The sequence below is a fragment of the Allomuricauda ruestringensis DSM 13258 genome (genome assembly GCF_000224085.1).
Classification (GTDB): domain Bacteria; phylum Bacteroidota; class Bacteroidia; order Flavobacteriales; family Flavobacteriaceae; genus Flagellimonas; species Flagellimonas ruestringensis.
Genome location: NC_015945.1, coordinates 1,800,233 through 1,821,816, shown reverse-complemented (window position 1 = coordinate 1,821,816; position 21,584 = coordinate 1,800,233). Strand labels below are relative to the sequence as shown.

At 42.4% G+C, this 21,584-nt stretch carries 19 protein-coding genes and 1 tRNA gene; 15 read left to right on the top strand and 5 right to left on the bottom strand.

The window, feature by feature from the left end:
• Nucleotides 1-265: 265 nt before the first annotated feature.
• On the bottom strand, nt 266-2,056 hold the full coding sequence (locus tag MURRU_RS08230; RefSeq protein WP_014032998.1) for a ribonucleoside-diphosphate reductase subunit alpha: 1,791 nt from the start codon (nt 2,054-2,056) through the stop codon (nt 266-268).
• Nucleotides 2,057-2,059: 3 nt separating this feature from the next.
• Complete coding sequence (locus MURRU_RS08225; RefSeq protein WP_014032997.1) at nt 2,060-3,334, bottom strand: ribonucleotide-diphosphate reductase subunit beta; 1,275 nt, start codon at nt 3,332-3,334, stop codon at nt 2,060-2,062.
• Between the two features lie 473 nt (nt 3,335-3,807).
• On the opposite strand from MURRU_RS08225, the gene MURRU_RS17935 reads away from it, so the two are divergent.
• On the top strand, nt 3,808-3,984 hold the full coding sequence (locus tag MURRU_RS17935; protein WP_014032996.1) for a hypothetical protein: 177 nt from the start codon (nt 3,808-3,810) through the stop codon (nt 3,982-3,984).
• 179 nt (nt 3,985-4,163) lie between these two features.
• Here MURRU_RS17935 and MURRU_RS08220 read toward each other — a convergent pair.
• Nucleotides 4,164-4,245 (bottom strand) — tRNA-Leu (locus MURRU_RS08220).
• 161 nt (nt 4,246-4,406) lie between these two features.
• On the opposite strand from MURRU_RS08220, the gene MURRU_RS08215 reads away from it, so the two are divergent.
• The 3 genes from MURRU_RS08215 (at nt 4,407) to pth (ending at nt 6,825) form a co-directional block, all read left to right on the top strand.
• Nucleotides 4,407-5,348 (top strand): ribose-phosphate pyrophosphokinase, encoded by a 942-nt coding sequence (locus MURRU_RS08215; protein WP_014032995.1) that lies wholly within the window; start codon nt 4,407-4,409, stop codon nt 5,346-5,348.
• 106 nt (nt 5,349-5,454) lie between these two features.
• Nucleotides 5,455-6,108: a 50S ribosomal protein L25/general stress protein Ctc gene (locus MURRU_RS08210; RefSeq protein WP_014032994.1), complete on the top strand. Its 654-nt coding sequence runs from the start codon at nt 5,455-5,457 to the stop codon at nt 6,106-6,108.
• Nucleotides 6,109-6,195: 87 nt separating this feature from the next.
• Nucleotides 6,196-6,825, top strand: a complete 630-nt coding sequence (pth, locus tag MURRU_RS08205; RefSeq protein WP_014032993.1) for an aminoacyl-tRNA hydrolase — start codon at nt 6,196-6,198, stop codon at nt 6,823-6,825.
• 1 nt (nt 6,826) lies between these two features.
• Here pth and MURRU_RS08200 read toward each other — a convergent pair whose 3' ends face one another.
• Together MURRU_RS08200 and MURRU_RS08195 are read right to left on the bottom strand one after the other, a co-directional pair.
• Nucleotides 6,827-7,513 (bottom strand): hypothetical protein, encoded by a 687-nt coding sequence (locus MURRU_RS08200; RefSeq protein ID WP_014032992.1) that lies wholly within the window; start codon nt 7,511-7,513, stop codon nt 6,827-6,829.
• Nucleotides 7,510-11,148 (bottom strand): zinc-dependent metalloprotease, encoded by a 3,639-nt coding sequence (locus MURRU_RS08195; protein ID WP_245545075.1) that lies wholly within the window; start codon nt 11,146-11,148, stop codon nt 7,510-7,512. Before MURRU_RS08195 ends, MURRU_RS08200 begins: the two co-directional genes overlap by 4 nt.
• A gap of 213 nt (nt 11,149-11,361) precedes the next feature.
• Between MURRU_RS08195 and MURRU_RS08190 the strand changes: the two genes are divergently transcribed.
• The 11 genes from MURRU_RS08190 to MURRU_RS08140 all read left to right on the top strand — a co-directional run bounded on the left by MURRU_RS08190 (nt 11,362) and on the right by MURRU_RS08140 (nt 21,525).
• The gene (locus MURRU_RS08190; RefSeq protein ID WP_014032990.1) at nt 11,362-12,291 is read left to right on the top strand and encodes a bifunctional riboflavin kinase/FAD synthetase; all 930 of its coding nucleotides are present in this window, start codon (nt 11,362-11,364) and stop codon (nt 12,289-12,291) included.
• A complete protein-coding gene (locus MURRU_RS08185; RefSeq protein WP_014032989.1) occupies nt 12,292-13,608 on the top strand; it encodes an HTTM domain-containing protein in 1,317 nt (438 codons plus the stop codon).
• Between the two features lie 50 nt (nt 13,609-13,658).
• On the top strand, nt 13,659-14,930 hold the full coding sequence (gene serS, locus MURRU_RS08180; protein WP_014032988.1) for a serine--tRNA ligase: 1,272 nt from the start codon (nt 13,659-13,661) through the stop codon (nt 14,928-14,930).
• A 125-nt stretch (nt 14,931-15,055) separates the two neighbouring features.
• The gene (locus tag MURRU_RS08175; protein ID WP_245545074.1) at nt 15,056-16,792 is read left to right on the top strand and encodes a tetratricopeptide repeat protein; all 1,737 of its coding nucleotides are present in this window, start codon (nt 15,056-15,058) and stop codon (nt 16,790-16,792) included.
• 151 nt (nt 16,793-16,943) lie between these two features.
• A complete protein-coding gene (locus MURRU_RS08170) occupies nt 16,944-17,261 on the top strand; it encodes a DUF4286 family protein (RefSeq protein WP_014032986.1) in 318 nt (105 codons plus the stop codon).
• 3 nt (nt 17,262-17,264) lie between these two features.
• A complete protein-coding gene (locus MURRU_RS08165) occupies nt 17,265-17,573 on the top strand; it encodes a gamma-glutamylcyclotransferase family protein (protein ID WP_014032985.1) in 309 nt (102 codons plus the stop codon).
• A gap of 18 nt (nt 17,574-17,591) precedes the next feature.
• On the top strand, nt 17,592-18,464 hold the full coding sequence (rsmA, locus tag MURRU_RS08160) for a 16S rRNA (adenine(1518)-N(6)/adenine(1519)-N(6))-dimethyltransferase RsmA (protein ID WP_014032984.1): 873 nt from the start codon (nt 17,592-17,594) through the stop codon (nt 18,462-18,464).
• Nucleotides 18,451-19,803: a magnesium transporter gene (gene mgtE, locus MURRU_RS08155; protein ID WP_014032983.1), complete on the top strand. Its 1,353-nt coding sequence runs from the start codon at nt 18,451-18,453 to the stop codon at nt 19,801-19,803. The genes rsmA and mgtE overlap by 14 nt, the downstream gene beginning before the upstream one ends.
• A gap of 25 nt (nt 19,804-19,828) precedes the next feature.
• A complete protein-coding gene (locus MURRU_RS08150; RefSeq protein WP_014032982.1) occupies nt 19,829-20,194 on the top strand; it encodes an ester cyclase in 366 nt (121 codons plus the stop codon).
• Nucleotides 20,195-20,207: 13 nt separating this feature from the next.
• Nucleotides 20,208-20,573 carry a cupin domain-containing protein gene (locus MURRU_RS08145; protein ID WP_014032981.1) on the top strand — a complete coding sequence of 122 codons (366 nt, stop codon included), beginning with the start codon at nt 20,208-20,210 and terminating at the stop codon, nt 20,571-20,573.
• 19 nt (nt 20,574-20,592) lie between these two features.
• A complete protein-coding gene (locus MURRU_RS08140; protein ID WP_014032980.1) occupies nt 20,593-21,525 on the top strand; it encodes a 2-hydroxyacid dehydrogenase in 933 nt (310 codons plus the stop codon).
• Nucleotides 21,526-21,584 lie beyond the last annotated feature (59 nt).

Below are 21,584 nucleotides of genomic sequence, written 5' to 3'. Positions count from 1 at the left end.
AGAACATGGTAAAAATGGGAAGTTATGTTGTATGGGAGGATGCTTTTGTTGTGAAAACACAAATAACTGATGAAAGAAACACCCTAAATTTATGGTTCATTGAGCTTTTTTGCCCAATACGAAAACAAAATAGGTTAGTAGCCAAAGTTTATCTGGAACAATCAACTAAAAACAAATGACTAATTCATTGTATATAAGTGTGTTACAAAAAATAAGCCCTGATTTCCCAGGGCCTATTATTCATTTATGATCGGTCGTTTTTTACCTATGCCTCACAGCTAACACAATCTTTCTTTTGTTTAAATTTCTGTGCAGCATTCATACTATGCTGATAGTACAACGATTTTAAACCGAGTTTCCATGCGGTTACGTGGATTTTGTTGATATCCTTGGTAGGCATGTCGGGGTGTACAATAATGTTCACCGATTGTCCTTGATCAATGTGGTTTTGTCTATTGGCCGCTTGGTACACAATGTCCAACTGATCCAATTCTGAATAGGTTTTGAACACCGCTTTCTCCTCTTCGGTCAAAAAGTCCAAGTGTTGTACGGAACCATCCATATCACGGATGCTCTTCCATACCTCGGAAGTGTTCTGTCCTTTTTCTTCCAACAAATCCATTAAGAACGGATTTTTGATGGTCACCTTGATCTTGGCGATATCTTTTACATAGCAATTGGACCAAATAGGCTCAATTCCTTGGGATACCTGCCCCAAAATAAAGGCGGATGATGTGGTTGGCGCAATAGCGTTCAAGGTTGCATTGCGTCTTCCGTAGCCTTTCAATACTTCTGGCTCGCCAAAACGTTCTGCCAATTGCTCGGATGCTTTGTAAGAGCGCTCCTTGATTTCCCTAAAAATCTCGCTGTTAAGATTGTAGGCTTCTTGACTGTTGAACGCCAATCTTTTGGACTGCAATAAGGAGTGCCAACCCAAAGCACCTAGGCCCAACGAACGGTTTTGCTTGGCAAAGTTGTAGGCCCTCTCCATAAATAGGAAGGTTTGTCGATCTTCCCTATCGGAAGAATCTCTGTATGCTTCCAGTTTTTCGATAAACTCGGTAATTACGGCATCCAAAAAGTGAACCATGGTTTCAACCGCATCGGTCTTCTTCCATTTGTCGTAATGCATTAAGTTGATACTGGAAAGTACGCATACAAACGACCAATCATCGTTGGATGGTAACATGATTTCCGTACACAGGTTACTAGCGTGGATACGGTGGTTTTTGTCTTTGTAGACATCCGCGGCACCGTCATTGGCATTGTCGGAGAAGAATATATAAGGGTATCCCATTTCTCCCCTACGCTGCAATACCTTGGCCCACACAGTTCTTTTTTCAACATCACCCTCGACCATTTCCTGCATCCATTGGTTGGTTACAGTTACCCCATGGGTCAATTGTTGTATAGGGTTTCCTTCCGTACCTATTTCCAAAAACTCCATAATGTCCTTATGGTCAATAGGTAAGTATGGAGAAAAACGACCTCGACGTACCGATCCTTGACTGACCACATCGACCATGGATTCGAACAACTGCATTATGTGAACCGCTCCAGAAGCTTGCCCGTTATTTTTTACAGGAGCCCCCCTATGCCTTATTTTACCAAAGTATCCTGATGTTCCACCACCAAGCTTCGACATCATTCCGACCTCTGATTGGGTGTATAGGATGTTCCCCATATCATCATCAATGTGCGATCCAAAGCAACTAATGGGCAACCCACGCTTTTTTCCAAAATTGGACCATACTGGAGAAGCCAAAGAGAAAAACCCTTCGGACATATAGCCGTAGAATTTGTCCGAATACCCCGGAATCTGCAAAATCTCCTCTGCCCTATCACCAATCTCACGGATACGTTCCTCTGGACTTACACCTTCGGTAAGGTATCCAGACGCCAAAAATTTTCGGCTATATTCGTTCAACCATTCAAATCCTTTGCCTCCCTCTGTTTTGAGTTTAGACAAGGTATCCTTTCTTGCGTTAACAAGTTCTTGCGTTTTGTTATCCTGCTTTTGATCGGTGGTCGGGGTTGTTTGTGTTCTCTTCTCCATAATTTAAAAAAGGTCGTCGCTTGTTATACTTTGTGTTCTTTTGCTGTAGTTGATGGATCTTTTTACAAAAAAGTCTCCGTGTTTTGTTCCTATGATCTCGTCATCGAACCATTCGGTCTGATCTAATAGCTTTTGATCGACATCGAATATTTTGGAGATTCCAATACTCTCCAAGGAATTGTTAAATCTGTTTTTGATGAATTCGTTCACCAAGTTCTTTGGCAGAAAGTCCAATTCACCTGCTTCAAAAATCCAGTCCACTATTCTGCTTTCTGCATCGAATGCTTTTACACAGATGTCCTGGATCATTTCTTTATAAGCATCATCGAACCACTCTGGGTGTTCTTTTTTGATGATGTTGATTACATCGATACCGAAATCACCATGAATTTGCTCTTCTTTTGAAGTCGCCTCAACCACATTGGAAATTCCTTTCAGCACATTTTTGTGCTTATTGAAAGCCATAATGATCAAAAACTGAGAGAAGAGGGACACATGTTCAATGAAAAGGGAGAAAAGTAAGATAGATTCTGCATATTCCTTGTTGTTCTCACTTTTTGCATTTTTAAGCGCAGTCTCCAAATACTGCACTCGTTTCATGATAACAGGTTTCTTCTTCAGGTTTTCAAACTCCTGGTTCAATCCCAAAATCTCCAAAAGATGGGAGTATGCATCGTGATGACGCACCTCACTCTCGGCAAACGTAGCTCCGACCGAACCAATTTCCGGCTTTGGCATTCTATGATAAATATCCCCCCAGAATGATTTTACCGCCACCTCAATTTGGGAAATGGCCAACATGGTATTCTTGATGGCACTCTGTTCAACTTCGTTCAACCCGGATTTAAAATCTTGGATATCACTGGTGAAATTAAACTCAGTATGTATCCAATAAGAGTGTCGGATCGCTGGTACGTACTCATACAATTGAGGATACTCATAAGGCTTCAGGTTGATACGCTTCTCGAAAATATCCGATTCGCGCATTTGTGCCCTTTTGTTTCTATAAATAATATAGGCTTTTGCGGCATCGTGGAACTCACTATTCATAAGTTCGTTCTCCACTACATCTTGCACTTCTTCGACGGTAGGCAAATAATGTTCGTCTTGGCTCTTTCGTTCCAACAACACCTTGTTGACGTTACTGGCAATGGCCTGCGCATTGTTGATCTGGCCATGGTCTACCGCGGTCATAGCCTTCAAGATTGCATTGGTAATCTTGTGTAAATCAAATTCTTGCGTACTAAAGTCCCTCTTGGTTATTTGAGTAATCTGCATGAAGAAAACGGTTTGGAGTTGTAAAAAATAGCTTGAATGTAAAATTCATATTTTCTTCTGTTGAATTTTAAGTTGCACCCATTAGGTTCTTAACACTTTTATCAACATTTGTGTTTTGGAACTGTAAAAATCCGTCGGAGCAAACGCAGAATAAGGGCTCAGAAAAAATCCAACAAGCATCATTCTTGCCAAATTTTTTTTCACATTTTTTTAACAAAAATGTTAAAAAAATAATTAAGGACAGTGAAAGCCTAACACCAGCGACATTTAACACAAAACGGGCATATTGCAAAAATTAGACTTTTGGAAAGCGGTTAAGTTTTCTCCCTGAAGAACAAGCCTCAAAAAAATAACATGACATAGCAATGAACCCGCTTTTTCTTGCCTTATCCACTCGTGGCTATTTTTAAAAAAAACATGGCTCTGGCCAATTTGTAATATCTTTATAATCTAGGATGGTAATAATTAGACATATGCAAGTTCAATTTCGTACCAAAGATGAAGCCAATATGGAACAGGAAAGAGATTTTCTGGCACTCACCCCTACAGAGCGTTTTTACCGTTTCTTGGACCTGATGCAGGGCATCAACCGGTTTCCCACAAAGGCCAAACATGACAAGAATAAATTCATCATACAAATTACTACGTGAAAATGAGGCAATGGAAAGGGAATATGGACCTTTTTTTTGGAAATGACCAACAAACACGGGGTTCAGATGCTTATGGTAGGTGGAGGTGCTGTCAATTTTCACGGGCATCAAAAACACTCTGCCGATAATGTTGTACCAAAAAAATAGGCCGAGATTTAAATCTCGGCCTATCCCTTTAGTACCTTGGGGGGGAATCGAACCCCCACTCCCGAAGGAACTGGATTTTGAATCCAGCGCGTCTACCAGTTCCGCCACCAAGGCATTGGTACCACATTTTTTAAATGCGAGTGCAAAGCTAAAAAATATTTTTTATTTATCACCAAAAAATACTTTGATTTATCCTTTAGCAACCCGAATTAATTCTTAAATTTGCACCTCCTTACAAAAAAGTACTTTAAAACGCTAGTTAACAAGAGATTGTAATGGCCTATCAAGTTCCGGAACCTAAAATTTTTGCTTGTACCCAAAGTGTAGAGCTGGGCAAGAAAATCGCTGCTTCTTATGGTGCAGAATTGGGAAAAGTCCAATTCTCACGGTATAGCGATGGTGAATTCCAGCCATCGTTCGAGGAATCTATTCGAGGAGCCAGGATTTTTATCATCGGTTCTACGAATCCAAGCTCGGAAAACTTGATGGAAATGTTGTTGATGTTGGATGCTGCCAAAAGAGCTTCCGCAAGACACATTACGGCCGTTATGCCTTATTTTGGTTGGGCCAGACAAGATAGAAAGGACAAGCCACGTGTTCCCATCGCCGCCAAGTTGGTGGCCAAAATGTTGGAGACCGCTGGCGCAACAAGGATAATAACCATGGACCTGCATGCAGACCAAATCCAGGGCTTCTTTGAAAAGCCAGTGGATCATCTGTTTGCCTCTACCTTGTTCCTTCCTTATTTAAGAGGTCTTAATTTGGACAATTTGTGCATTGCATCTCCCGATATGGGTGGTTCCAAAAGAGCTTACGCCTATTCCAAAGCTTTGGAATGCGATGTAGTGATCTGTTACAAGCAAAGGGCCAAGGCCAATGTAATTTCGCACATGGAACTTATTGGCGATGTTCAGGGCAAAAACGTAGTTTTGGTGGATGATATGGTTGATACGGCCGGCACACTTACCAAAGCTGCCGATTTGATGATGGAAAGAGGTGCTGAAAGCGTACGTGCCGTAACAACACATGGATTACTATCCGGTAAGGCTTACGAAAGAATAGAGGAATCAAAATTGTCGGAACTAATCGTTACCGATTCCATTCCGGTAAATCATGAAAAAGAAAAAATAAAGGTATTGTCTTGTGCCGACCTCTTTGCAGATGTTATGCACCGGGTACATCACAACACGTCAATATCTTCAAAATTTTTAATGTAGCCTTCGACGAAGTTTATACTGAGCGGAGTCGAAGTGCTCAGGCTGACAGCACGGGCACCTCGAAAAGTTAGTTTTAGAATTTAATTTAAATATTATAATAGAAGTTATGAAGTCAATTACAATCAAAGGATCCCAAAGAGAAAGCGTGGGCAAGGTTTCTACCAAGGCCTTACGTAATGCTGGAAAGGTCCCTTGCGTGCTGTACGGAGGGGATAAGCCAGTGCATTTTTCAGCAGATGAAATCGCATTCAAAGACTTGGTGTACACTCCAAATGCGCACACCGTAGTAATTGAATTGGAGGATGGCCAAAAGTTTGCCGCCGTATTGCAGGATATTCAATTTCACCCTGTAACCGACAACATCCTTCACATCGATTTCTATCAATTGTTCGAGGACAAACCAATCACCATGAGAATCCCGGTACGTTTGGAAGGAAACTCCCCAGGGGTTAAAAATGGTGGTCGCTTGCTTTTCAGAAAGCGAAAGCTATCCATTAGAGCACTGCCCGATTTGCTTCCTGATTTTATCACTATTGATATTTCCAAGTTGAGGATCGGACAGACCATTGCTGTAGAAACCATTCTTAACGACGACTACACATTCTTGCACCCAGATAGCACTGCTATCGTTCAGGTTAAAGCATCTAGAACTTCTATTGATGATGAGCTAGCCGAGGATGAAGATGAAGAAGGAGTAGAAGGAGCAGAAGGAGAAACTGCCGAAGGTGGCGAAGCTCCTGAAGCAGAAGCTGCGGAATAGCACTTTAAACATTTTGCAAGAGCATCCCTTTTTACCTTGGTAAAATTTGGGATGCTTTTGTATTTTTAGACAAATGAAACACAGCCGATGCTCAATTTAATCAATAAGCTTTTTGGCTCATCAAAAAAACTACTGCAAGAAACCGACCCCATGAAAAAATTTCTGATTGTTGGCCTTGGAAATATTGGAATCAAATACGAGGAAACCCGTCACAATATAGGCTTCAAGATTCTAGATTTTTTAGCGGAGCAAGAAGATTTTACTTTTGAAAGTGCCAAATTGGGTGCAGTTGCCACTTTTAAGCACAAAGGAAAAAGCGTGGTTTGTTTAAAGCCCTCAACTTATATGAATTTGAGCGGCAAAGCTGTAAAATATTGGATGGATAAGGAAAATATTAGTCTGGATAATGTATTGATCATTACCGATGACTTAAACCTTCCTTTTGGTTCTATCCGTTTAAAAGGCAAAGGAAGTGATGGTGGCCACAATGGATTAAAAGACATCCAAAATGTGTTACAGACAACCAAATACAACCGTTTTAGATTTGGTGTCGGTTCCGATTTTAGTAAAGGCAACCAAATTGATTATGTTTTGGGCAAATGGGATGCCGACCAACAAAAAGCCATGCCGGAACGCCTGAAAAAATCTACAGACCTTATACGCTCGTTTGTATTTGCTGGTGCAAAAAACACCATGAACCAATTCAATGGCAAGTAGTTTAGAGGACTTTAAAGTCGAACACCCCGGAATCGGAGGTATTCCCTTCTAAATCCGTTGTGATCACCCTCCAATAATAAACAGTTCCAGATTCAACACCTACCGGTATTTCCATGGTGCTTGCATTAGTGATTCCAACTGATGTTGTCGGTGGATCGGTATCCGAGAAAAGTACTTCAAAAGATTCAATATCGTTATCCACATCTGCTCCGGACCATTCCAAAAGCACTTCGTTTGCAATATCCTTTTGCACTGTGGATCCTGATAGAGGATTTACCAATTGCGCTGGAAACGGCGTGTAAGTAGTTTGAGAACCCGCATTGTAGAACAACCAAGTTGCACTGGAAGCTACTTGATCCGAAGCTGAATTCCGAGACGTTACAGACCAAGCATAAGGCGTTCCCTTTGTTATGTTAAGACTCGCTGAAGTGGATGTGGTAGATATATTTTGCGGGACATTGGTGTCTAAATTTACAACGCTCAATGTATAGCTTTCTGTATTATCGGACGCTATCCACCGAAATGTGACCTGAGTGGATGTTTCGCTGATATCGGTTCCCGTAGTGCACTCAGAATTTTCTTCGGGAAACACCAACGCTGCACCCTTTGGAGCGGGTGGTGGACCATCATCTCCCCCACAAGAAACCAACAAAACCGCTATGGACAGCCCAATTATATTCCGAATCATCTTTTTATAAGTTTAAACATTTCTTTTATCCCCGCTTTTTCTACACCTAAATAATAAATTCCTTTGGGCAGGTTCGACAAATCCAATTGTAAATCATTTCCATAAACCTTTCTGTTATCGGTCCGAACCAATCTACCATTGGCAGTAAATATTTGTATACCAACATCTCCTTCATAGCCCGCCAAATAAACCTCGGTAACAGCATCCACTGGGTTTGGTGAAATAATTGGCCTTGAAGAGTAGAACAGGGTCTTTTCAATCACTCCCTGGCATGGCAAGTTTGAATACACTCTTAATGTATTGACACCTTCCTTTAAAGCAAGTTGAACTTTGGGTGCTTCGGTCTGTGTTACCAATCCATTGAGTTCCACATTATAAAATGAAGCTCCATTCAATTCCACGCTCACAATACCTGAATCTATCACCGCATCTATATCCAGCACATCGGGTTGGATAATTACGGCATTAAAACATACTTCTTGATAGGTAATCGTTCCATTGGTTCCTGTAATACAAAGGGAGTATTCTCCTGCAGATAAATTAGTAAAGGTTTGGGAGTTTGTAAAATCAAATGATTCCGTACCGTTCGCACCGTCCAAAACTGCAGTATAGGTAATGGAGGTATCAAAAGGGCTTACCGTTATTGACCCGTTGTTGCTGCTTCTACAAGTTTCACTTTTAATTTCGATTTCAAAATTGTCCGAAGCAAACCTATAAATGGCACAGCCGTTGGTATCCACTTCCACACCTTTGGGCGTTCCCAAACAAAGGTCGTCCCCATCATCAAAAACCCCATCCTCGTCCTCATCTGGACGATAGTTTCCTTCTATACAAACATCCAAAGAGAAACCTATCAAGTTTCCCCCATCACTTGCAGCAGTATCCTGTATTTCCAATATCCACTCACCCAATATGGATTCTCCCTTTAATGATGCCAATGACCCTAAAGGTGTTACCGTTCCAGAAATGGCAGGATTATCCCCACATGTTACAGGGCTCCCATCATCATCAAAAACCGCGTTGATGTTATTCGCATCTCCACAAGTGTTCGAAATTAACGTTACCACGGTTCCTTCCGGAGATGTAAGGGTAATGATCAAATCCTCCAAATAGGTATGGTCCAACTCCAAGTTGACATTCACATCCGAAATGGGCAAGTCTTCTACAAATAGAACCGATGTGGTAATGGTTGGCGTTCCTGAAGCTGAAATGGCAAGCGGCAAATCGTTAGGTTCCTTATTTTTACAGTCCACTTGCGTAGTAACGAAACTGAATGTGGTTCCAAAAGTTCCTGTTCCACACCCGTTGTTCGGCCTAACTCTCCAAAAATACTCGGTTTCCGGCTCTAAATTCGTGGCCCTATAATTGGTAAAGGGTATGTTGGCCGACTCTACAATATCAACAAATCCAGCATCTGTTGCCACTTCCACATCGTAACTTGAATACAACGGGTCTTCCTCCCAATTGAGTTCTGTATCCAAAGAAACCCCACCTTCTCCATTAGCGGGAGACAACAGTGCTACATCAGAAAAAGTATCATCTTGTACCGATAGAGTAACAACCACGCTTTTGGTCACCGATGCGGAAGTAGCACTGACAATAATATCATATACCCCTGGGGCAACACTATTGGTGTTGGATAAGGTCAAGTCTACAGCGGTTTGATCAGTACTAGCCTCCGTCGGGGAGAAGCTAGCTGATAAACCTGCCGGCACATCTGCAGAAAATGTAGCATTTTCGTTGAATCCGGCGTATGTTTCGTATACAAAGGGAATCACTATATCATCTGGTTGACAAACCTCATATTCCAACGTTTCAAAATTTAGGACCACTTCGGATTGTTCAATGGTAAAGTCAGTGGCGTTTACGGCAAAAAACACATTGTCGCTTGCCTTCACCATAATTCGAGCAGTTTCCGTAATATCTCCTGGCAAAAGCACTTCTTCGGAACCATCATTAACGGTGTTTTCCAATAAGGTGATGGGATAGGTTATACCTCCATCCAAAGAAAGAAAAATATCTACATTCTGGGCATTTATGGGAGCAACGTCTGTATTGGCCACGTCCCATGTAATTTCTTGGATCGAGCCTGCCTGATAAACCTCACTGGCTGCTTGGGAGGTAACCAAAAAAGGACCGGCTGCCTTAATGACCTTAACATCCAACACATCGGAAACCACTTGCCCACCACCTTCGGCATTATCCCTGACCGTAAAGGCAAACCTAAGGTTTCGTTCTATATCGGAAACGGTTTCCCATGCACTTCCGGTAGCAGGGTTGGTTTGCGTTAAATTTCCTTGGGCCACTTCCGTTAGCCTTGGGAAATATCGTATGGGCTCCGTGGTGGGCGGTAATGATCTAAAATTGGCGCCACCGGGATTGGTGGACCCAAAAGATGAAGTTGTCACCACACCATCATCAATTTGTTCCCAAGTATAGGTAAGCACATCCCCAACATCGGGGTCGGTGGCATTACCTTCCAAAACAAAAGCAGTTCCCTTTGGAATCGTAAAATCATTGACCGGGGTAAGCACTGGTGGCGAATTGACCAGTGCTTCGGTTTGGGCACATGAGGTAGTCGCGAGATAAGTAGAAATCTGAAGAATGCTATTGTAATGAAAATAATCGTCCCCATTGGGCGCCACATTATTTCCAGAAACAATTCCCGCATAACCCATTATAGTGGTACCGCTTGCAGGTTCTGCTTGCACCCCCGTTCCTTCGGGTTCGAACGACCATGTATGGTTGGCTCCAAATTGATGGCCAAGCTCATGGGCCACAAAATCCAAATCGTACACATCCCCCTGCGGATTGTTCGCTGAAGAAAAAGCACTTCCTTTTCTGTTGTCCACACAAACAGAAGCAATGAAACCGGCATTACCATTATCCAAACCTTCGTTCACCTTATGGAAAAGATGGCCCACATCGTAGTTCTCTTCTCCAATTACAGAAGTAATCGTAGCCTGTACTTCCGAGTTCAAACTATTTCCATACGGGTCTGTATTGGCATTGGTAAAGATAATTTGGTCGTTATTGGCAACCAGTTCGAGTGTTACCCCTAAATCGGTCTCAAACACCTCATTCACACGGGTTATGGTAGCATTTATTCCAGCCAAAGCATCCGCTACGGTGCCGCCCATTTCTTCAGTATATTCTCCAGTTGCGGAAATCGCAATTCTGTATTTACGTAGCACTTGATCATCCACCAAAGGAACAATGGTCTTTGCCGTAGTGCCCGATGATTTACTTCCTGTTCCGAATAGGTCTTTGCTGGTTTCACAGATAAAATCCATTTTTGAGGAAAGACCATCCTCTTTATCATACAAAGCATAGGCATCCGATTTATTGGAAACCGGTTCCATAAAAGCTGTTTTGTTGTCCTTCAAATCCACCAACATAGCTTGAAGGCCTTTGTGAGAACTACTTAGCTTTACTTTGTATTTGCCATCCGAACTTACTCCCGTGTAAGATTTGATATTCGGATATTTTTTGGCAAGGTCTGGGTGCAGCACCGGGGTTTCCTTCAAATGGAACGGAACAATAGTTCCCTCGCTATTGGGCAGATATACAACTTTTCTGTTGGCCTTTGTTGTTGAAAAAGATTTCAACTCATTGAAAAAAATCGCTTTATCCAAAGACAAAACCTTTTTAGCTCCCGAAATATCCGTTAGGGAAGCACTTCGCAGGTTAGACTGTTTGGGTATAGTTTTCCAATAACCCTGCTGCCCATAAATGCAAAAGCAGCTAAAAAATATGGTTATTGAAAAAACAAGATGTAAATTAGCTTTCATACTCGGTTAGGGCATAGTATAATTTCAAATGTAAGCCTTTTTTTATTTCTTGATTAGTTGGAAACAATCCACAACATTTCTGATTTTAAGGACATTCCGCACCATACAGTGGTGACTATCGGCACTTTTGATGGTGTACATCTTGGGCACCGAAAGATATTGGAACGCCTCACAAATAGTGCCAAAAACACAGGGTTAAAATCCACGGTACTCACTTTTTTCCCACATCCGCGCATGGTTCTGCAAAAAGATGTGGACATAAAACTGTTGAATACGCTCGAAGAGAAAAAACAGATTTTGGATACTTTGGGATTGGATTATTTGATCATTCACCCCTTTACCAAACAATTTTCAAGGCTTTCCGCCATAGATTTTGTTCGTGATATTCTCGTGAACAACTTGAAGTCTAAAAGAATAATAATTGGGTACGACCATAGGTTTGGGCGCAACCGAAATGCCAACATCCAAGACCTTATTTCCTTTGGAAACACCTTGGATTTTGAAGTGGAGGAGATTCCCGCCCAAGAAATAGATGATGTATCCGTAAGCTCTACCAAAATTAGAAAGGCGCTTTTGGAGGGAGATGTGGAGACCGCCAACAATTATCTAAGTTATGCCTACATGCTCACCGGAACCGTAAAAAAAGGAAAGGGTCTGGGAAAGGGATTCGGTTTCCCAACGGCCAACCTTCACATAGCCGAAGCGTATAAACTTATCCCTAAGAATGGTGTCTACGTTGTAAAGAGCAAAATCGACGGAAAAGTGTACTTTGGAATGATGAACATCGGCTTCAACCCTACCGTAGATGGCTCCCAAAAAAGCGTCGAGGTCAATTTTTTTGAGTTTGAAGGAAACCTATACGACAAAAAAATCCAGGTGAGTCTACTGCACCGCATTCGAGACGAGCATAAGTTTAACTCCATTGAAGAACTCAAGGAACAATTGAAGAAGGACAAAAATCATTCATTGGGTCTAATCTCCAAATAAATGCTGAGCCAATTTCTATTTAGGAAGATTGACAATGCACAACTTGTAGTTTTCAGAGTGTTTTATGGGCTTTTGGTCAGCGCGGAATGTTATGGCGCTATAGCCACTGGTTGGGTACGCAGAACCTTGGTGGAACCAAAATTCACCTTTTCTTTTATCGGTTTTGAATGGTTACAACCCTTGCCAGGCAGTGGCATGTACATCTACTTCGCGGTGATGGGTACCTTAGGTCTTTTGATCGCCCTTGGACTCAAATATCGCTTAAGCGCATTGACCTTTGCCGTATTATGGTCAGGCGTGTATTTGATGCAAAAAACATCGTACAACAACCATTATTATTTGTTGATGCTGCTCGCCTACATCATGGCATTTCTACCAGCAAACCAAGATGCTTCCCTGGATGCCAAAATAAATCCCAATCTACGTTCGCAGACCATGTTCAATTGGATACGGTGGACCATCATCTTACAACTCTTCATCGTGTACACCTACGCATCGGTCGCAAAACTTTATGGGGATTGGTTGGATTTTAGCATGATCGACGTGTTGATGAGCTCCAAGAAAAACTATTATTTGATCGGCGACTTCCTCCAACAAAAATGGGTGCACAAAATAATAGCGGTTTTCGGTATTTGCTTTGATTTGCTGATTGTACCCGCCCTACTTTGGAAACCTACGCGTAAAATCGCCTTTGTGCTGTCCATTTTCTTTCATTTGTTCAACAGTATCGTATTTCAGATAGGTGTTTTCCCTTACCTATCACTAGCTCTTATAGTCTTCTTTTTTGAACCACAGACCATCAGAAACATTTTTCTTAGAACCAAAAAGATAATTCCGGAGACCAAAATCATCATTCCGAAGACCAAAAATGTGGTTTTGGCGGTTTTAGGCATATACTTTCTGTTTCAATTGGTGTTGCCTTTACGTCATCATTTCTTTAAAGATGATGTGCTCTGGACCGAAGAGGGTCACAGATTAAGCTGGCGAATGATGCTGCGAAGCAGAACCGGAAGAATCTCTTATAAAGTAGTGAACACCAAAACCAACGACACCACCAACATCAACCTGAACGATTATCTCACCAAAAAGCAGCAAAGAAGAGTGGCTTGCTATCCCGATTTTATCTGGCAATTTGCGCAGCGCCTCAAAAAGAAATACACCCGAAAAGGGGAAAACATTCAGGTTTTTGTGGAGAACAAGGTCAAGGTAAACCAAGGGCCATATAAGCCATTTATAGACCCTACAGTGGATTTGGCCAGCGTTCCATGGAAACATTTTTCCCATAACGATTGGATTCTGCCCTCACACAAGGAATAAAGTTGGGCACTTCTTAAGATTGGATTAAATTTGCGGCTCAAAACAAGGCCATGCTTCAAATACAGAACATCAGGGAAAACAAGGAAAGTATCATCACCGCTTTAAAAAAGCGAAACATCGATGCCGCACCTATGATATCAAAGGTTTTGGAACTCGACGAGAAAAGACGTTCCATCCAAACCGAACTGGATGCTACCTTGGCCGAATCCAACAAACTTTCCAAAGAAATTGGTATGCTTTTCAAAACAGGAAAAGCACAAGAAGCCAATGCCCTAAAAGAAAAAACCGCTGGACTCAAAGAAGCATCAAAAAAATTAGGAGACGATTTAAACACTACTGCCGATGAACTTCAGCAGCAGTTGTATTTGATTCCGAACGTCCCCCACGAATCCGTCCCAACTGGCAACTCGGAAGAGGACAACGAGGAAATTTTCAAGGAAGGGGACATCCCAACATTGTCCAAAGAAGCACTTCCGCATTGGGAATTGGCAAAAAAATACGACATCATCGATTTTGAGCTTGGCGTAAAAATCACAGGGGCAGGTTTTCCGGTCTACAAAGGAAAAGGTGCTCGCTTGCAACGCGCGTTGATCGCCTATTTCTTGGACAAAAACACCGAGGCAGGGTACACCGAAATGCAAGTGCCGCTTATGGTCAACGAAGACTCTGGTTATGGAACAGGTCAGTTGCCCGACAAAGAAGGCCAAATGTACCACGTACAGGCAGACAATCTTTACCTTATCCCAACGGCCGAAGTTCCCGTGACCAACTTACACAGAGGCGACATTTTAGCGGAAAATGATTTCCCAGTCAAGTACACAGGCTACACCCCTTGTTTCCGTCGCGAGGCAGGAAGCTACGGAGCACACGTTCGTGGTTTAAACCGCTTGCACCAATTCGATAAGGTGGAAATTGTACGCTTAGAGCACCCCGACAATTCATACCAAGCTTTGGATGAAATGGTGGAACACGTTAAAAATATTCTACGTGAATTGAAATTACCATATCGAATCCTACGTCTTTGTGGCGGGGATTTAGGCTTCACTTCCGCACTTACTTTTGATTTTGAGGTATTTTCCACGGCACAGGACCGTTGGTTGGAAATCAGTTCCGTTTCCAATTTTGAAACCTTTCAGGCCAACCGTTTAAAACTTCGTTACAAAGACGAAAATGGAAAAAGTCAATTGGCCCACACCTTGAATGGTAGCGCTTTGGCTTTGCCAAGGGTTTTGGCGGGAATCTTGGAAAACTATCAGACCGAGGAAGGCATAAAAATACCCGAAGTATTGGTTCCTTATTGTGGTTTTGACACCATCACTTAAGCATTTCAACCATTAATTTGGATTCGCTTAACAGAATCCCCCACATTTCTGCGTTATATTTGAAATAAAACAAGCTATTGCGACGTCTTTTGTTTTTCATATGTATGCTATCCAGCAGTATTGGAATGGCTCAAGAAGATTTCTTGGCCAAGCAATACTTTCAGGATGGTGATTATGAAAAAGCGGTGGTGTTCTACGAGAAATTGGTAGAAACCAACCCAAGGCGCACCGACTATGCCGAAGGATTGGTGTCCTGCTACCAACAATTGGAACGTTATGATGATGCCGAAGCATTTTTACTTCAAAAAATAGAGGACAGCTACGCCTTTCCCACTTTTTATATTGAGCTGGGGTATAATTTCACCTTACAGAATGAAGCAGAAAAGGCCAACACCTATTACGATAAGGCCATCAACAAAATCGAGGACAATCCAAACTACGGGTACAGCGTAGGCTATCGGTTCCAAAAATATGCACTGCTGGATTATGCCATCCAGGCTTACACCAAGGCAATGGAACTTAAACCCGACCTCAACTACGATTTTCAATTGGCGCGTATTTACGGTGAACAGGGAGACATTGCAAAAATGTACCAGTCATACCTCAACCTTATTTGGGAGGGACGGACATCCCGTTCCAACGTACTACGAAACATCGATGATTTTATCTCCGAAGACCCATCCAACGAAAACAATGTGCTATTGCGGAAAGTACTGCTTCAAAATGCGCAGAAAGCACCCGACATTCTCTGGAACGAACTTTTGAGTTGGCTCTTTGTCCAGCAAAAACAATATAGCAGCGCCTTTAGTCAAGAAAAGGCCATTTTTAAAAGAAGCGAAGGTCAATCCGTGGATCGATTGGAAAACTTGGGAAGCATCGCTATGGAGGATAAGGACCTGGAAACAGCAAACTCCATCTATCAATACATTGTGGACAATACGGAAAATCCACGGACCAAACTCAATGCAGAGCTCAGCCTGATCGATATTATCCTAGAGAATCCAACGGAAAAAGTATTGAAAGATGTTGAAAAACAATTTGAGGGCCTAATGGAAGAATATGGCAACCAGAGTAGGACCCTTCAACTACAAATTGCCTATGCCAATTTCCTTACGTTCAGAAAAGAACAGCCCGAACCTGCCATTGCCATGCTCAAACAAAGTTTGGAACTTCCCATGGGACGAATGACGATGGCCTATATAAAATTGGCACTTGGCGATATTTTGGTGTTCGACCAAAGGTTCAATGAGGCCTTGATCTTATTTACCCAAGTGCAGAAAAGCATGAAGAACGATGTAATAGGCCAAGATGCACGCTTTAAAGTGGCACAGACCAGTTTTTACAAAGGTGATTTTGATTGGGCCCTTACCCAACTTAAAGTGTTGAGAAGTTCCACATCCCAGCTTATTGCCAACGATGCCATGCAATTGAGTCTTTTGATTTCGGACAACTCCCTCGAGGATTCCACCCAAACTGCTTTGAAAAAATATGCCAGAGCAGACCTGTTGGCCTATCAAAATAAAAATAAGGAAGCTATAGACGCCCTTGAAGATATTTTACAAAACCATAAAGGGGAGAAAATTGAGGACGAAGCTTTGCTGAAACAAGCCGAACTCCAAGTTGAACAGAAAGATTATGAAAGTGCCGAGTTCAACTATCAAAAAATTGTGGAATTCTACGCCGATGGAATCTTGGCCGATGATGCCCACTTTGCTCTGGGAGAATTGTACGAAAACATCTTGAGTGAACCCGAAAAAGCGAAAAGTCATTACGAGAAAATCATCTACAATTATCAGGACAGTTATTATTTTCCACAAGCGCGCAAGAATTTTAGAAGGTTGCGTGGGGACGCGATCAACTAATTGCTTTGTCATTCCCGCGAAGGCGGGAATCTTATGGACAGATTTCTCAATCGTACCGATAGTCTTCGGTCCTCATTTCGAAATGACACTCAGAACTACGTAATTTTAAAAATTAGACTATTTTCAACCCTATCAAACTAAAAGAAACCAAATGCTCATATACAACGTTACCATTAATATAGATGAAAGTGTGCACGACCAATGGCTGGAATGGATGAAGGACAAGCACCTGCCCGATATGCTTGCCACAGGAAAGTTTTCCCATGCTAAAATGGTAAAAGTTTTGGTGGAAGAGGATATGGGAGGAATCACCTACTCCGTGCAATACACTACTCAAAGCAGAGATACTTTGGAAGCTTATTACAAAGAAGATGCCGACCGTTTACGTGCCGATGCGCAACTAATGTTCCCCAATAAATTTGTGGCCTTTAGAACAGAGCTGGAAGTCATCAGCCAACAAATACCCTAAACTTTGGAATACCTGTTTTCCTACGGAACGCTTCAAGACCTCCAGGTGCAGGAGCACATTTTTGGTCGTTTGTTGACAGGAAAGCCCGATGCCGCTCTTGGTTTCAAAAAACTGGAAAATGCTGTTTATGGCCGTTATCCGATGGTTGTCCATACCAATAATCTTGAGGACAAAGTAGCGGGAATGGCTTATGAAGTAAATGATTCCGACCTGAAAAAAGCGGACATTTATGAAACCAGCGCTTACAAACGGGAAAAATTCCCTTTGGAATCTGGGGATGAAGCATGGATTTATATCGAAAATTCCAACTAACTTGCAAAAAAACCATCCGTGTCCAAAAAGAAAAGAAAGAAGTACTCCAATGGCACCGCGCACAAAAACAAATATGCGCAGGAAGATGGTGCGGTAAAGGCCAAAAAACACTTAGGACAGCATTTTCTTAAAGATGAGTCCGTTGCTCAAAAAATAGCACAGACCCTTTCTTTGGAAGGCTATTCCAATGTCATCGAAATTGGTCCTGGTATGGGAGTCCTTACCAAACATTTGTTACAACGGGATTTGGACTTGGTGGCCATGGATTTGGATGATGAGTCCATCGTGTACCTTAACCATAGCTTTCCTTTGGAACATGCAGATATCTTAAAAAATAACAACCGTCTCAACATTATTGAAGCGGACTTCCTTCAATTTGACCTGACCCAGCTTTACGGTGACGAACAGTTTGCCATAACGGGCAACTTTCCGTACAATATTTCCAGCCAGATAGTTTTTAAAATGCTGGAAATGCGAAAGCAGGTCCCCGAATTTTCGGGAATGTTCCAAAAAGAAGTGGCCAAACGTATCTGTGAAGGCCCAGGAAGTAAAACTTACGGCATACTTTCTGTTTTTGTTCAAGCCTATTACGATGCTGAATATTTGTTTACTGTGCCACCCGATGTTTTTGACCCTCCACCAAAAGTGGATTCCGGGGTTTTGCGCCTGACCCGAAAAAAAGAGCTCAGCCTCCCCTGCGATGAGCGCCTGTTCTTTAAAGTGGTAAAAACAGCCTTCAACCAAAGGAGAAAAACCATTCGTAACAGTCTTAAAACCTTCAACCTTTCCGATAATCTAAAAGAAGATACTATCTTTGATCAACGCCCAGAACAGCTAAGTGTAGCCGATTTTGTAATGTTGACACAGAAGATAGCCAATGACCCCGTTTAAACTCACAGACGAACTTTTAGAAGAAATCAGGCAACTGATTGCAGAAAACAAGGACGCCGAACTTCAAGCTATGATGAAGGAGTTCCACTATGCGGATATTGCCGAGATAGCGGACGAACTTGATGTAGAAGGGGCTACCTACCTAATTAAACTTCTGGACAGCGAAAAAACTTCGGACATCCTAGCAGAAATGCACGAGGATATCCGTGAGGCCGTACTTAAAAACCTTACTGCCAAGGAAATTGCCGGAGAGCTTTCCGAACTGGATACGGATGATGCGGCGGATATCATCAACGAACTTCCCAAAGAACTTGTACAGGAAGTAATCTCCGAGATTGCAGACCGGGAGCATGCCAAGGACATTGTGGACCTTTTGCGGTATGAAGAGGATTCCGCAGGTGGACTCATGGCCAAGGAACTTGTGAAGGTCAACGAGAATTGGACCGTAACGACCTGTGTAAAGGAAATGCGTGCCCAAGCGGAAAACGTAACCCGGGTACACTCTATTTATGTTGTTGACGATGAGGGCAAATTAAAAGGGAGGCTTTCCTTAAAGGATTTGCTCACCGCCTCTACCAAAACACACATCAAGGATGTTTACATTTCCAAAGTTGATGCTGTAAACGTCAACGAAAAAGGAGAAGAAGTGGCCAAGATCATGTCCAAATACGATTTAGAAGCCATTCCGGTGGTGGATGAGATTGGACGATTGGTGGGACGGATCACCATTGATGATATTGTGGATGTAATCCGTGAAGAAGCTGACAAAGATTACCAAATGGCAGCTGGTATCTCCCAAGATGTGGAAGTAAGCGATAGTATTTGGATTCTTACCCGCGCCCGACTCCCTTGGTTGACCTTAGGCCTTTTGGGTGGACTTGGTGCTGCGGCTATTATGGGCACTTTTGAGGATATGATCTCCAAGCACGCCGTATTGTTCTTTTTTACCCCGTTAATTGCGGCGATGGCAGGTAATGTTGGGGTGCAGTCCAGTGCTATTGTGGTGCAAGGTTTGGCCAACGACGATTTAAAAGGAAGCGTAAGGAACCATCTGTTGAAAGAAATGCTATTGGCACTCTTAAATGGATTTATCCTATCTATTTTGCTTTTGCTCTTCACATGGGTTTGGAAAGGGGCCTTCGCCACCGCATTGGCCATTTCACTTTCATTGATTGTGGTAATTGTGGTAGCAGGATTCATCGGCACATTCATTCCTTTGTTCCTTCACAAAAGAAATATTGACCCCGCCATCGCTACCGGTCCTTTTATTACTACGAGCAACGATATTTTTGGTATCCTGATCTATTTTTGGATTGCAAAAATGATACTGGGGATTTAATTCATCAAACAAAAATCAAAATCCTATGCGCAAGAGCCCAAAACAACTTGTGATGCAATGGGTTGAAGTCTTTAACCAAGGTGATGCCCGGGAAATAGCCGAGCTATATCATACAAATGCCATAAACCACCAAGTGGCCAGTGAGCCCGTAATTGGAAGAGATGCCATTTATACGATGTTCAAAAACGAGTTCGATGCAGCCGATATGGTTTGTATTGTTGAGCATATTTTTGAAGATGGGGAATGGGCCATTTTAGAATGGAAAGACCCATTGGGCCTTCGTGGATGTGGTTTTTTTCATATTGTTGAGGGGAAAATCAAATATCAACGGGGCTATTGGGACAAATTATCATTTTTGCGAATGCACGATCTGCCTATACCCACCAAATAAATTCCATCAAATCATGAAACCCATCAACCTAAAACAAAAGCATGCCGAGTTCAGCAAACAATGGCATCCCCACCAAATTGCCGTAGTGGACGACATGCAAGTGCTGTTGGCAAAACTCCAAGGTGAATTTGTTTGGCATGCCCACGAAAACGAAGACGAACTGTTCCAAGTGGTCAAGGGCACGCTCTACATGCAATTTCGGGACAGAATCGAAGTGGTAAATGAAGGAGAAATAATTGTAGTTCCCAAAGGGGTCGAACATAATCCCATGACCAAAAATGGCGAGGAAGTCCACGTGCTTCTTTTTGAAAAGATGGGTACGGCGCATACTGGCAACCTTCAACACGAAAAAACACAGACCCACTACCCGAAAATCTAGGAATTGTATATTTGCCCCCATGAAAGTTCTCCACCTAGACACCAATCACCAGCTGCTTATTGAACAATTTGCAGAACTTGGGTTCGAAAATCACGAAGATTACACTTCGACCAAAGAGCAAGTAGAAGAAAAGATTCATTTGTACGATGGAATCATTATCCGAAGCAGGTTTACCATAGACCAACAGTTTTTGGACAAGGCTACCAATCTTAAGTTTATTGGAAGGGTGGGCGCAGGATTGGAAAATATTGATGTGGAACACGCCAAATTTAAAAAAGTATTTCTTGCATCGGCCCCGGAAGGAAACCGAAATGCCGTAGGCGAACATACTTTGGGCATGTTGCTCTCCCTTATGAACAATATGTGCAAGGCCAACCGCCAGGTAAAAAAAGGAACGTGGAAACGCGAAGCCAACCGTGGTGTGGAATTGGATGGCAAAACCGTGGGAATCATTGGCTATGGTAATATGGGCAAGGCCTTCGCCAAAAAACTACGTGGTTTTGATGTAGAGGTAATCTGTTATGATATTGTTGGAGGCGTTGGTGACGAAAATGCCCGTCAGGTTGGAATCATGGAATTTCAGCAACGCTCGGATGTGGTTAGTTTACACGTTCCCGAGACCGAACAAACCGTAGGCATGGTGAATATGGAATTCATCGAAGGGTTCCATAAACCTTTTTGGTTGTTGAATACCGCCCGTGGCAAATGTGTGATGACCAAGGATTTGGTGAAAGGCTTAAAATCTGGAAAAGTACTCGGTGCCGGACTGGATGTGTTGGAATATGAGAAAAAGTCCTTTGAGAACATGTTTGTGCAAAAGCCCAAGGCTTTTAAATATTTACGCAAGGCCAAAAATGTACTGCTTACTCCACACGTAGCGGGTTGGACGGTGGAAAGCAAGGAAAAATTGGCCCAGACCATTGTCGACAAAGTCAAAGAAAGATTTTGTTAACTTTATAAATCTTTGCTATCCTACTTTTGGCTCTGGTATTTTACAAAAAACTGACCAGA